12 protein-coding genes are annotated in these 12791 nt (G+C 68.2%); all 12 read left to right on the plus strand.

What is annotated here, in order from left to right:
* Nucleotides 1-137 precede the first annotated feature (137 nt).
* The 12 genes from pyrR to metK are packed head-to-tail and all read left to right on the plus strand — an operon-like array spanning nucleotide 138 to nucleotide 12736.
* Nucleotides 138-704: a bifunctional pyr operon transcriptional regulator/uracil phosphoribosyltransferase PyrR gene (pyrR, locus tag RIB98_01815; protein MEQ8839692.1), complete on the plus strand. Its 567-nt coding sequence runs from the start codon at nucleotides 138-140 to the stop codon at nucleotides 702-704.
* Nucleotides 701-1651, plus strand: a complete 951-nt coding sequence (locus tag RIB98_01820) for an aspartate carbamoyltransferase catalytic subunit (protein MEQ8839693.1) — start codon at nucleotides 701-703, stop codon at nucleotides 1649-1651. The genes pyrR and RIB98_01820 overlap by 4 nt, the downstream gene beginning before the upstream one ends.
* Nucleotides 1648-2958: a dihydroorotase gene (locus RIB98_01825; protein ID MEQ8839694.1), complete on the plus strand. Its 1311-nt coding sequence runs from the start codon at nucleotides 1648-1650 to the stop codon at nucleotides 2956-2958. The genes RIB98_01820 and RIB98_01825 overlap by 4 nt, the downstream gene beginning before the upstream one ends.
* The gene (carA, locus tag RIB98_01830; GenBank protein MEQ8839695.1) at nucleotides 2958-4073 is read left to right on the plus strand and encodes a glutamine-hydrolyzing carbamoyl-phosphate synthase small subunit; all 1116 of its coding nucleotides are present in this window, start codon (nucleotides 2958-2960) and stop codon (nucleotides 4071-4073) included. Before RIB98_01825 ends, carA begins: the two co-directional genes overlap by 1 nt.
* A complete protein-coding gene (gene carB, locus RIB98_01835; GenBank protein ID MEQ8839696.1) occupies nucleotides 4073-7369 on the plus strand; it encodes a carbamoyl-phosphate synthase large subunit in 3297 nt (1098 codons plus the stop codon). The genes carA and carB overlap by 1 nt, the downstream gene beginning before the upstream one ends.
* Nucleotides 7366-8280: a dihydroorotate dehydrogenase gene (locus RIB98_01840; GenBank protein MEQ8839697.1), complete on the plus strand. Its 915-nt coding sequence runs from the start codon at nucleotides 7366-7368 to the stop codon at nucleotides 8278-8280. The genes carB and RIB98_01840 overlap by 4 nt, the downstream gene beginning before the upstream one ends.
* On the plus strand, nucleotides 8273-8986 hold the full coding sequence (gene pyrF / locus RIB98_01845; GenBank protein ID MEQ8839698.1) for an orotidine-5'-phosphate decarboxylase: 714 nt from the start codon (nucleotides 8273-8275) through the stop codon (nucleotides 8984-8986). The genes RIB98_01840 and pyrF overlap by 8 nt, the downstream gene beginning before the upstream one ends.
* Nucleotides 8987-9035: 49 nt before the next feature.
* On the plus strand, nucleotides 9036-9350 hold the full coding sequence (gene mihF / locus RIB98_01850; GenBank protein MEQ8839699.1) for an integration host factor, actinobacterial type: 315 nt from the start codon (nucleotides 9036-9038) through the stop codon (nucleotides 9348-9350).
* Complete coding sequence (locus tag RIB98_01855; GenBank protein ID MEQ8839700.1) at nucleotides 9351-9920, plus strand: guanylate kinase; 570 nt, start codon at nucleotides 9351-9353, stop codon at nucleotides 9918-9920.
* Nucleotides 9921-9973: 53 nt separating this feature from the next.
* Nucleotides 9974-10300 (plus strand): DNA-directed RNA polymerase subunit omega, encoded by a 327-nt coding sequence (gene rpoZ / locus RIB98_01860; GenBank protein MEQ8839701.1) that lies wholly within the window; start codon nucleotides 9974-9976, stop codon nucleotides 10298-10300.
* A 16-nt stretch (nucleotides 10301-10316) separates the two neighbouring features.
* Nucleotides 10317-11537, plus strand: coding sequence for a bifunctional phosphopantothenoylcysteine decarboxylase/phosphopantothenate--cysteine ligase CoaBC (coaBC, locus tag RIB98_01865; GenBank protein ID MEQ8839702.1), 1221 nt, complete (start codon nucleotides 10317-10319; stop codon nucleotides 11535-11537).
* A complete protein-coding gene (gene metK / locus RIB98_01870; protein MEQ8839703.1) occupies nucleotides 11534-12736 on the plus strand; it encodes a methionine adenosyltransferase in 1203 nt (400 codons plus the stop codon). Before coaBC ends, metK begins: the two co-directional genes overlap by 4 nt.
* The last annotated feature ends 55 nt before the right edge of the window (nucleotides 12737-12791 follow it).

Raw genomic sequence — 12791 nt, forward strand, 5'->3', positions numbered from 1 at the left:
TGCGGGCCCGGCCGGAACGGTGGGGCTCGCGAAATCCACAGGGATTCGCGCGGGGGTGCGGGGCGCGCGTCTGTTACGTTGCGTTCTCGACCGTGAAATGAGTCCGGAGAGGCTCATACGGACGAGAGAAGGTTGAAGTGGCAGAGCGAGAACGTCGCCTGGCTGCGCCGCCGAGTGGTGGTGAGTTCCAGGCCCGGACCCGGGTGATGACATCGGAAGATGTCACCCGAGCCGTTCGCCGGATGGCCCACGAGATCCTCGAGCGTAACCACGGCGCCGACGGTCTGATGATGATCGGCTTGCAGACCGGCGGCGTCGGGCTCGCCCGCCGCCTCGCCGACGACATCCGCGAGATCGAGGGCAGCGAGGTGCCGGTCGGCTGGCTCGACGCCACCATGTATCGCGACGACTTCGGTCTTCGCCCGGTGAAGCTCGAGGCGCCCACCGAGATCCCCGACGACCCGACCGGCAAGGTCATCGTGTTCGTCGACGATGTGCTCTACACCGGCCGTACGGTGCGGGCCGCCCTCGATGCGATCCACAGCTACGGCCGCCCCCAGGCCATCCAGCTCGCCGTGATGGTCGATCGGGGCCATCGAGAGCTGCCGATTCGGCCGGACTTCGTGGGCAAGAACCTGCCGACGCGACGAGACGAACTCGTCGATGTGCACGATGCGGGCGTCGATCTGGGGGACATCACGTGAGTGCATTGCGTCATCTGCTCTCGATGGAGGACCTCGGGCGTGAGGAGGTCGAACAGATCCTCAACCTCACCGAGTCGTTCGCCGAGGTGAGCGGGCGTCAGATCCCTAAGGTGCCGGCCCTGCGGGGGAAGACCATCGCCTGGCTCTTCTACGAGGACTCGACCCGCACCCGGTTGTCGTTCGAGACCGCGGCCAAGCGCCTCTCGGCCGACAGCATGAACTTCAGCGTGAGCTCCTCGTCGGTCAGCAAGGGCGAGTCGTTGCGTGACACCGTCGAGACGATCTCGGCCATGGGTGTCGACGGCATCGTGGTCCGCCATGGCGGTGCCGGGGCGCCGCACCGCATCACGCAGTGGACCGACGCGAGTGTCGTCAACGCCGGTGACGGGTGGCATCAACACCCCACCCAGTCGTTGCTCGACCTGTACACCGCCACGCGTCACCTCGGCAGCCTCGACGGACGCCACGTCGCGATCGTCGGCGACATCAAGCACTCTCGGGTCGCCCGCTCGAACGCCATCGGGTTCGCGATGATGGGCGCCGCCGTCACGTTCGTCGCCCCCCGGACCCTGCTGCCGCCGGGCATCGAGAGCTGGCCGGTCAGGGTCACCCACGACCTCGACGAGGTCATCGGCGACGTCGACGTCTGCTACCTGCTGCGAATGCAGTCCGAGCGTCAGGAGCAGGCGGTCGTGCCGAGCCTGCGCGAATTCCACGAGGAGTACGGCCTCACGGCGGCTCGGGCCGACCGCTTGCGCGACGACGCGCTCATCATGCATCCCGGGCCGATGAACCGGGGCGTCGAGATCGACGGCGAGGTCGCCGATCGGCCCAACGCCGTCATCACCGAACAGGTCACCAACGGCATCGCCGTGCGGATGGCCGTGCTGTATCTGCTGCTGGGGTCGGGCCTCGACCTCGTCGAGGAAAGGTCTGCTGTCGCATGAACACCGCTTCCGGAAACACCGTGATCAAGGGAGGGACGGTCGTCGACGAGACGGGGAGTCGCCGAGCCGATGTCGTCGTGTCCGATGAGGGAACGGTCCTCGCGGTGGGCGACGACCTCGATGGTGATCGCATCCTCGACGCCACCGACTGTGTGGTCAGCCCCGGACTCGTCGATCTCCACGTGCACCTCCGTCAACCCGGCAAGGAAGAGGCCGAGACGATCGAGACCGGGGCCCGCGGCGCAGCCCTCGGCGGGTTCACGTCGGTCATCGCCATGCCGAACACGACTCCGGCCATGGACTGTGCGGCCGTGGTGCGCGAGGTGATCGATCTCGCGGCCGACACGATCTGCGACGTGCGTCCGTCGGCCGCGATCACCGTGGGCCGCGGTGGCGAGTCGCTCGCCCCGATGGCCGAACTGGTCAAGCTCGGGGTGCGGATCTTCACCGACGACGGCACCGGGGTACAGGACGACAAGCTGATGCGCACCGCCCTCGAGTACGCGGGGTCCCTCGCGCACCTGTCGGGCGGCCAGCCCATCGTGCTGGCCCAGCACTGCGAGGTGAACGCCCTCAGCGAGGGCACCTACATGCACGAGGGGGAGTGGTCGGGCCGCCTCGGAATCCCCGGCCAGCCGGCCGAGGCCGAAGAGCTCATGGTGATGCGCGACATCGCCCTGGCCCGCCTCACCGGCACGCGGGTGCACTTCCAACACATGTCGACGGCCGGTTCCGTGGCGATGATCCGGGCCGCGAAGGCTGCGGGCCTGCCCGTCACCGCCGAAGCGGCCACCCACCATTTCTGCCTCACCGACGCGTGCTGCGCGGACTACGACCCGCTCTACAAGGTGCATCCGCCCTTGCGGACCGACGCCGACGTCGCTGCGGTCAAGGAGGGTCTCGCCGACGGCACGATCGACGCCATCGCCACCGACCACGCACCGCACACTGCCCAGGACAAGGAACAGACGTTCGCCGACGCCCCGCCCGGCATGCTCGGTTTGGAGACGGCGTTCGCCATCGCCAACACCCACCTGGACCTGCCGATCGAGGCCATTCTGGCCGCGATGAGCTGGCGACCGGCGGCCATCGCCGGCATCGCGGCCGACCATGGCGGGCCGATCGTGGAGGGTTCGCCCGCCAACCTTGCCATCATCGACCCGAACACGACATGGACCGTGTCGGGCGAGGCCATGGCGAGTCGGAGCAACAACACGCCCTACGAGGGCATGGCCGTCCGTGGTCGGGTACGGCACACGATCCTGAAGGGTGAAGCAGTGGTGATCGACGGAGAGGCACAGCGCTGATGACGGAGATTCGCGAATATCAACTCGTCCTGGCCGACGGCGAGGTCTTCGAGGGCGAAGGCATCGGCGCCGACCCCGTCGAGGGGATCGCATCGGGCGAGGTCGTCTTCAACACGGTCCTGTCGGGATACCAGGAGGTGATCACCGATCCGTCCTACGCCGGTCAGATCATCACCTTCACCTACCCCCACATCGGCAACTACGGGGTGAGCGCGGCCGACGACGAGGCGAGCCGCCCCCACTGTCGCGGCGTGATCATCAGAGATCTCGCGCGCCGCCACAGCAGCTGGCGGGCCGAGGGCGACCTCGACTCGTTCCTGCGCACCCACGGCATCGCCGGCATCGCCGGCATCGACACCCGTCGCCTCACCCGTCACATCCGTGACAGCGGGGCGATGCCGGGGGCCTTCGGCTCCGCCGACGCCGCCGCGCTCCGAGCTGCGGCCCAGGCCGATCCCGGCACGGCCGGCGTCGACCTGGTGAGCCAGGTCACGACCGGCGCCGCCTACACGGTGGGCAACGGCCCCCGCCGGGTGGTGGCCTACGACCTCGGGGTGAAGGCCACGATGCTTCGCCACCTCGGCGAGTTCGCCACCGTCACCGTCGTTCCCGCCGACACTCCGGCGGCCGAGGTGCTGGCCATGAATCCCGATGGCGTGTTCCTCTCCAACGGCCCCGGCGATCCCGAAGAGGCCGGCAGCATCGTCACCGAGCTGCCCAAGCTGATCGGTGAGGTGCCGATCTTCGGCATCTGCCTGGGTCACCAGGTGTTGGCGCTGGCGCTCGGCGGCACGACCTTCAAGATGAAGTTCGGTCACCACGGTGGCAACGTGCCGGTGCAGGACGTGCGTTCCGGCAAGGTCGAGATCACGAGCCAGAACCACAACTTCGCGGTCGAGGTCGGATCGGTCCCCGGTGTCACCGAGACCCACGTGTGCCTCAACGACGGCGCGCTCGAGGGGCTGGTCCACAACGACCTCCCCATCTTCAGCGTCCAGTACCACCCCGAAGCCGGCCCCGGCCCGCACGACAGCCGCTACCTGTTCGACGAGTTCGCCGCCCTCATGGACACCAACCGAACAGGCGCCGACCCGAGCGAGAAAGAGACCTCCTGATGCCGAAGCGCACGGACATCCATTCGATCCTCATCATCGGCTCGGGGCCGATCGTGATCGGGCAGGCCTGTGAGTTCGACTATTCGGGCACCCAGGCGTGTCGGGTGCTGCGGGAGGAGGGTTATCGCGTCATCCTCGCCAACTCGAACCCGGCGACGATCATGACCGATCCCGACTTCGCCGACGCCACGTATGTCGAGCCGCTCGACGTGGCCATCCTCGAGAAGATCATCGAGAAGGAGAAGCCCGATGCCGTGCTGCCGACCCTGGGTGGCCAGACCGGACTGAACCTCGCCATGGAACTCGAGGAGGCGGGCATCCTCGCCAAGCACGACGTCGAGCTGATCGGCGCCGACGCGGAGGCGATCGCCACCGCCGAGAACCGTGAGCGCTTCAAGGTCGCGATGCAGGAGATCGGGCTCGAGGTGGCCCGTTCCGGGACCGCCCGCACGATGGAGGAGGCCCGCCGGGTCATCGAGGAGGTCGGGCTGCCGATCATCATCCGGCCCGCCTACATCCTCGGCGGTCGTGGCACCGGCATGGCGCACACGATGGAGGAGTTCGAGAAGGTCGCCGCCTACGGCCTCGAGTGCAGCCCCATCAGCGAGATCCTCATCGAGGAGTCGATCTCGGGGTGGAAGGAATACGAGCTCGAGGTCATGCGGGACCACGCGGACAACTGCGTGATCATCTGCTCGATCGAGAACGTCGACCCGATGGGTGTGCACACGGGCGACTCGATCACGGTGGCTCCGGCCCAGACCCTGACCGACGTCGAGTACCAGCAGATGCGTGACGGCTCCTTCGCCTGTATCCGACGGGTCGGCGTCGAGACCGGCGGATCCAACGTGCAGTGGGCGGTCGAGCCGGGCACCGGGCGCCAGGTGATCATCGAGATGAACCCACGGGTCAGTCGTTCGTCGGCGCTCGCGTCGAAAGCCACCGGCTTCCCGATCGCGAAGATCGCCGCCAAGCTCGCCGTCGGCTACACCCTCGACGAGATCCCCAACGACATCACCGAGAAGACCCCGGCAAGTTTCGAGCCGTCGATCGACTATGTCGTCACCAAGATCCCCCGCTGGGCGTTCGAGAAGTTCCCGGGCACCAGTGGTGTGCTCGGCACGTCGATGCAGTCGGTCGGTGAGGTGATGGCCATCGGCCGCACCTTCCCCGAGTCGCTGCAGAAGGCCCTTCGTTCGCTCGAACAGGGTCGTCACGGCCTGAACTGCGACCCCGGCGAGGTGGCGTTCGACGAGCTCGACGACGATGCCCTGCTCGCGGCGGCGAGCATCGGCACCCCTGATCGTCCGTTCCAGCTCGAAGCGCTCCTGCGCCGCGGCATCTCGGTCGACGACGTCTACGCGGCCACCTGGGTCGATCCCTGGTTCCTCGACCAGATGCTGATCATCACCGAGGAACGGGCCCACCTGGCCGAGCTCGGCATGGCGGCGATGACCAAACGCAGTTGGAAGCGGGCGAAGCAGCTCGGGTTCAGCGATGCCCAGCTCGCGTATCTCTGGGACGCCGACGAGGCTGCGGTCCGCGCCGCGCGTCTCGCGCTCGGCGTGAGGACGACGTTCAAGACCGTCGACACCTGCGCGGCCGAGTTCGAAGCCACCACGCCGTACCACTACTCGACCTACGAGGACACCGACGAGGTGCGTCCCGGCGAACGCGAGCGCGTGATCATCCTCGGGTCGGGGCCGAACCGCATCGGCCAGGGCATCGAGTTCGACTACTGCTGCGTCCACGCCAGCTTCGCCTTGCGCGACGCCGGCTACGAGACCGTGATGATCAACTGCAATCCCGAGACGGTCTCGACCGACTACGACACGTCCGACCGGCTCTACTTCGAACCGCTCACGTTCGAGGACGTGATGGACGTGATCGACAGCGAGAAGCCCCTGGGCGTGATCGTGTCGCTCGGTGGCCAGACGCCACTGAAGCTGGCCGACCGGCTGCCGGCGGAGCTCATCCTCGGAACGTCGCCGGCGTCGATCGACCTCGCCGAGGATCGGGAGCAGTGGAACGCGCTGTGTGCCCGACTCGAGATCCCGCAGCCGGCCGGCGGCACCGCGGTCGACATCGATGCGGCACTCGCGATCACCGGTCGCATCGGCTACCCCGCTCTCGTGCGGCCGTCCTACGTCCTCGGTGGCCGAGCGATGGAGATCGTCTACGACGACGAGCACCTGAGCCGGGCCATGGCCGAGCTGGCGAGCTTCGGTTCGCTGGGCAAGGAAGGCGGACTCTCGGCCGAGCGGCCGGTGTTGGTCGATCGGTTCCTCGAGGACGCCACCGAGGTGGATGTCGACGCCATCCGCGACCACACGGGTGCCGTCGTGATCGGCGCGGTGATGGAGCATGTCGAGGAAGCCGGCGTGCACTCGGGGGATTCCGCCTGCTCGATCCCGCCCACCCGCCTGAGCGACGAGACCGTCGCGGTGATCGAGGACTACACCTTCAAGATCGCCGAAGCGCTCGAGGTCAAGGGCCTGATCAACGTGCAGTACGCGGTGAAGGCAAACCAGGTCTTCGTCATCGAGGCCAACCCGCGAGCGAGCCGGACGGTCCCGTTCGTGGCCAAGGCGACGGGGGTGCCGCTGGCCAAGATCGCCAGTCGCGTCATGGTCGGGTCGACCCTCGACGAGCTCCGGGCCGAAGGGCTGTTGCGCGACCGGGTGGTCGGCGATCACGTGGCGGTCAAGGAAGCGGTGCTGCCCTTCAACCGGTTCCCTGAAGCCGATGCGGTCCTCGGTCCCGAGATGCGGTCGACCGGCGAGGTCATGGGCATCGATCTCACCCCGGGCCTGGCCTTCGTGAAGTCCCAGCTCAGCGCGGGTACCCGGCTCCCGGAGTCGGGCACGATATTCATGTCGTTGGCCGACCGCGACAAGACCGTCGGCATCACCGCTGCGCACGGGTTCCGCGAACTCGGATTCGACATCGCCGCCACCAGCGGTACCGCCGCCGCACTGCGCGAGGCCGGCATCGACGTGACCATCGACGTGGCCAAGCTGGGTGACGCCCGGGCCGATGGCGTCGATGCCGTCTCGTTGATCCAGACCGGCCAGGTCCAGATGGTGGTCAACTCGCCACGTGGTCGTGGCCCGCGCGCCGACGGCGAACACATCCGAGCTGCCGCCGGGCTGGCGAACGTGCCGCTGCTCACCACCGGCGCCGCCGCGGTCGCGGCCGCCAACGGAATGCGCGACTGGCGGACCTACCCGTTGGCGGTGCGGAGTCTCCAGGAGTACCACCGGGGGGCGTGGGTCTCGGAGCTCGAACCGTCGTGACCGACCTGGCGACGTCCGTCGGTTCGGTCCGGCTCCGGGCCCCGGTGCTGACGGCGTCGGGCACGGCCGGACACGGCGCGGAGTTCACCCGCTACATGAAGCCCGCACAGCTGGGCGCGGTCGTGGTCAAGTCGATGAGAGCCGAGGCGTGGGCGGGCAATCCCTCCCCGCGGGTGCATCCGACCGCCGCCGGCATGATCAACAGCGTGGGCCTGCAGGGCAATGGCGTTCCCCACTGGCTCGAGCACGAGCTCCCGGCGCTGGTGGCAACCGGCGCCGCCGTCGTGGCCAGCATCTGGGGCAACTCGATCGACGACTATCGGGCGGCCGCCGAGGCACTCGCCGATGCACCCGCCGCCGTGGTCGCGGTGGAGGTCAACGTGTCGTGTCCGAATCTCGAGGACCGCAGCAAGATGTTCGCCCACTCGGCCGAGGCGACCAGCGAGGCGATCGCCGTCACCGCCGGTTGCGGGCGCCCGCGATGGGCGAAGTTGAGTCCCAACGCGGCTGATCTCCCCGAGATCGCCATGGCGGCACACGCCGCCGGCGCCGAGGCGGTGGTGCTCACCAACACGCTCCTGGGGATGGTGATCGACCCGGAGACGAGACGTCCGGTGCTGGGTGCGAAGAAGGGCGGGCTGAGCGGCCGGGCCATGCATCCCGTCGCCGTTCGCGCCGTCTACGACGTGCACGAGGCGGCGCCCGACCTGCCGATCGTGGGTGTGGGTGGCGCCGCCGACGGGGTCGATGTCGTAGAGTTTCTGCTCGCCGGGGCCTCTGCGGTGGAAGTGGGGACCGCAACGTTCGCAGACCCGCGGGCTCCTCGGCGGATTCTCAAGGAATTCTCGCAATGGTGCGACCGGCATGGTGTTGCCGATGTCGCCGAACTGATCGGAGCAGCTCATGGCTGACACAATCGATGCCGACATCCGCAGCAAGCTCGCCCTGGCGCTCGACGTCGACGACCTGGTGGCGGCGGTCCGGCTCGGTCGTGCGCTCAATGGCCACTTCGGGGTCGCCAAGATCGGGCTCGAGCTCTACAGCGCCGCCGGCCCCGAGGCCGTCGGCGCGATCGCCGAACTCGGCTACCGGATCTTTCTCGACATCAAGCTGCACGACATTCCGACCACCGTCGGCAAGTCGGCTCGGGTTCTCGGTGCACTCGGCGTCGACTACCTCACGATGCACGCCCACGGTGGCGTCGACATGCTCAGAGCGGGCGTGCAGGGACTCGAGGAGGGTGCCAGCAACGCCGGCCTCGAACGTCCGACCTCGCTCGCCATCACGGTGCTCACCAGCGATGCCGACGCCCCCGAGCACATCATGCCCAAGCGCGTGATGTTGGCTGCCGAAGCGGGATGCCGCGGTCTCGTGTTGGCCGCCGGCGACCTCGAGCAGGCCCACCACTACGCGCCGCGCATGACCCGCGTCGTCCCCGGCATCCGGCTCCCCGGCGACACGGTCGACGATCAGGCCCGGGCGGCGTCGCCCGACGAGGCCATCACCGCAGGCGCGGACCTCTTGGTGATCGGGCGATCGGTCACCAAGGCCGATGACCCCCTCGTCGCCGCAGCCCGTATCCACGAACTGATCGCCGGCGCCTCGGCCGAGTCGTAGCACGGCCCTACTCCGGCGGCTGACGCGCCCTGTCAGGTAGGGTCTCGACATGTCGAAGCCACCGGTCCTGTCCGACGAGGCCCGCGCCGCGGCGCTGGTCAAGGCCGCCGAGGCCCGACGGGTACGAGCCGAGCTCAAGCAACGGCTCAAGATGGGTTCGTTGTCCTTGCAGGAACTGCTCGACAAGGCCGAGAACGACGAGATGATCGGCAAGACCAAGGTGCTCGCCGTACTCGAGTCGTTGCCGGGCGTCGGCAAGGTCAAGGCCCGTCGCACGATGGAAGAGATCGGCATCGCCGAGAACCGTCGACTGCGCGGGCTCGGCGACAACCAGCGCAGCGAACTGCTGGCCCTGCTCGGTTGAGTGGCTGAGCTCACCGACCGCTTGATCATCGTCATCTCCGGCCCGGGCGGGGTCGGCAAGGGGACGATCGTCGCGAATCTGCTCGACCGTGATCCCCACCTGTGGCTGAGCCGCAGCTGGACCACCCGTGCCCGACGCCCCGGCGAGCACATGGAGGCCTACCACTTCACCAACGAGGCCCTCTTTCGTGCCCATGTCGACAACGACGGGTTCCTCGAATGGGTCGAGTTCCTCGACTACCTCCAGGGCACGCCGGTGCCGGATCCTCCCGCCGGCCACGACGTCGTGTTCGAGATCGACGTCTTCGGGGCCGAGCAGATCCAGCGTCGCTATCCCGACGCACTGCTGATCTTCGTGGACGCGCCGAGCCGCGAGGCCCAGGAACGGCGCCTGCGAGGTCGCGGCGATCCCGAGGAGAAGGTGCGAGCCAGGCTTGCCAAGGCCGAGGAAGAGGTGGCGATGGCTCGCCACCTCGGCAGCTCGGTGGTGATCAACGACGATCTCGAACGCGCGGTCGACGAGGTACGGGGGTTGATCGCCGCGCGTCGCGCCGGCTCGGGGCACTGCTAGGATTGTCGGTCGGTTCCACGGTCGCGTGGGGCGTGAGACCTTCGGAGAATCCAATGGCGCACGGCTACGACACGATGATGAATCCGGCGATCGAGGAACTCCTCGAGGAGACCGGATCGAAGTTCAGTCTCGTCACCCTGTCGGCCATGCGGAGCCGGGAGATCACGAACTATGTCGGTCAGCTGGGCCAGGGAATCGGCGCCTCCGTGCCGCCCCAGGTGACCTCGACGGCGAGCAAGCCCCTGTCGATCGCGTTCGAGGAGATCGCGGCCGAGAAGATCGAGGCCATCGAGGTCGATCCCGAAGCCGAGGCTGCCGCCGCAGCGTTGGCGCTCGCCGAGGCGCAGGCCGCGGCCGAGCTCGGCGACGACAGCGCCTGAGCCGACCGAGCTGGTCGTGGGCACCCTCTCCGGTCGACATGTCGTCCTGGGCGTCACCGGGGGCATTGCCGCCTACAAGGCCGTCGAAGTCTGTCGACGACTGGTCGACGCCGGGGCCCACGTCACCCCGATCCTGACCGACGGTGCCCTGGAAATGGTGGGCGCCACCACGTTCTCCGCGCTGGCCAGCGAACCGGCTCGCACTTCCCTCTTCCACGATCCGACCACGCCGATTCCGCACACGGTGCTCGGCCAGCAGGCCGACCTGGTGCTGATCTGCCCGGCGACGGCGCGTGTCATCTCCGACATCCGCACCGGACGGAGCGCGGATCTGCTGATGGCCACGGTCCTGGCCACCCGGGCGCCCGTCATGGTGTGTCCGGCGATGCACACCGAGATGTGGGAGCAGGTCTCGGTGCAGGAGAATCTCGAGGTCATCGAGTCACGCGGCGTGCACATCGTGGCCCCCGAATCGGGACGGCTGGCCGGTGGCGACATCGGTCACGGCCGTCTCGCGGCCCCCGCGACCATCGCGGCCGCGGTCGAAGCGTTGTTGACCCCCGGCGATCTCGTGGGCCGTCGGGTACTGGTCACCGCCGGCGGCACGCGCGAGCCGATCGACGCGGTCCGCTATGTCGGCAATCGCTCGTCGGGCAAGCAGGGCCACGCGGTGGCGGCCGAAGCCGCCGCCCGCGGCGCCGAGGTGGTGCTGATCACCACGAAGCCCGGCGACGCCCCGACCGGACTGCGGGTGCTGCCGGTGGAGACCGCAGCCGAGATGGCCGCGGCGTGCGACATCGAAGCCCCAACGGCTGACATCGTGGTGATGGCGGCCGCGGTCGCCGACTTTCGTCCGGCGACTGCCGCCGAGCACAAGCTGAAGAAACACGACGGCGCCCCCGAGGTCGAGCTGGTCCCCACGGTCGACATCCTGGCCGGCCTCGGCGCCGACAAGCCCGACGGCCAGGTGCTGATCGGATTCGCGGCCGAGACCGACGACCTGATCGACAACGCCGGCGCGAAACTGCGGCGCAAGAACCTCGACGCGATCGTGGCCAACGACGTGTCGAAACCCGGTGTGGGTTTCGAGCACGAGACGAATGAGGTCATTGTGCTCATGGCCGACGGCACCCGACATCATGTACCACTGTCCGACAAGCGCGACGTCGCCCGCGCCATACTCGACGTGGCCCGCGCCCGTTTCGACACCGATCCCACCACCCAGGAGCAAGAGTGACCCGCTGGACCTTCACCTCGGAGAGCGTTTCCGAAGGCCATCCCGACAAGATGGCCGACCAGATCTCGGATGCGATTCTCGACGCCATGCTCGAGCAGGACCCGATGAGTCGGGTGGCCTGCGAAACCATGGTCACAACCGGACTCGCGATCGTCGCCGGTGAGATCACCACCGAGGCCTATGTCGACATTCCGGGCACCGTCCGGGAGACGATCAACGGCATCGGCTACGACCGCGAGGCCTTCGGCTACGACGGCAACACCTGTGGCGTGATGGTCGCCATCGACGAGCAGTCGCCCGACATCGGCCAGGGCGTCACCGCCTCCGAAGAGGTCCGCTCCGGCACCGCGGGCGAGGAAGACGAGCTCGACAAGCAGGGCGCCGGCGACCAGGGAATGATGTTCGGCTACGCATCCGACGAGACCGACGTCCTGATGCCGTTGCCGATCCACGTGGCCCACCGCATGGCCGAGCGCCACGCCGAGGTCCGCAAGGCGGGCACGATTCCCTACCTCCGTCCCGACGCCAAGACCCAGGTCACCTTCGAGTACGAGGACAACGTCCCGGTCAAGCTCAAGACCGTGCTCGTGTCCACTCAGCACAACGACGGCATCGATCGCGACACGATGATCCGCCCGGATCTGATCGAACACGTGATCCGCCCGGTCATCCCCGAGCAGTTCGCCGACGACGACTACGAGGTCCACGTCAACCCGACCGGGCGCTTCGTGATCGGCGGTCCCGTGGGCGACGCCGGACTCACCGGCCGCAAGATCATCGTCGACACCTATGGCGGCATGGCTCGTCACGGTGGCGGTGCCTTCTCCGGCAAGGACCCGTCGAAGGTCGACCGTTCCGCGGCCTACGCCACCCGTTGGGTCGCGAAGAACCTCGTGGCCTCGGGTGCGGCCAAGCGCTGTGAGATCCAGGTGGCCTACGCAATCGGCATGGCTCGCCCCATGTCGGTGCTGGTCGAGACGTTCGGCACCGAGACCGTCGACAAGGCGGCCATCGAGAAGGCCGTCGACGACGTCTTCGATCTGCGCCCCGGCGCGATCATGCGCGACCTCGACCTCCGCCGGCCGATCTACAAGCAGACGGCCGCCTACGGCCACTTCGGCCGGTCGACCGATGGCGGCCTGTTCCCGTGGGAACAGACGAACCGGGTCGACGAACTGAAGTCGGCGCTCGGGCTCTGAACCAGAGCGACCCGGACTCGACAGCGCCCGCGCTGTTCGAACTCGACGAGTTCGA

The sequence above is a fragment of the Acidimicrobiales bacterium genome (assembly GCA_040219515.1).
Taxonomy (GTDB): domain Bacteria; phylum Actinomycetota; class Acidimicrobiia; order Acidimicrobiales; family Aldehydirespiratoraceae; genus JAJRXC01.

Excerpts from the sequence above, each read along its gene's own strand:
- mihF (MEQ8839699.1), top strand. The coding sequence starts at position 9,036 with ATGTCGAAGCCACCGGTCCTGTCCGACGAGGCCCGCGCCGCGGCGCTG.
- rpoZ (MEQ8839701.1), top strand. The coding sequence starts at position 9,974 with ATGGCGCACGGCTACGACACGATGATGAATCCGGCGATCGAGGAACTC.
- carA (MEQ8839695.1), top strand. The coding sequence starts at position 2,958 with ATGACGGAGATTCGCGAATATCAACTCGTCCTGGCCGACGGCGAGGTC.
- pyrF (MEQ8839698.1), top strand. The coding sequence starts at position 8,273 with ATGGCTGACACAATCGATGCCGACATCCGCAGCAAGCTCGCCCTGGCG.
- RIB98_01825 (MEQ8839694.1), top strand. The coding sequence starts at position 1,648 with ATGAACACCGCTTCCGGAAACACCGTGATCAAGGGAGGGACGGTCGTC.
- carB (MEQ8839696.1), top strand. The coding sequence starts at position 4,073 with ATGCCGAAGCGCACGGACATCCATTCGATCCTCATCATCGGCTCGGGG.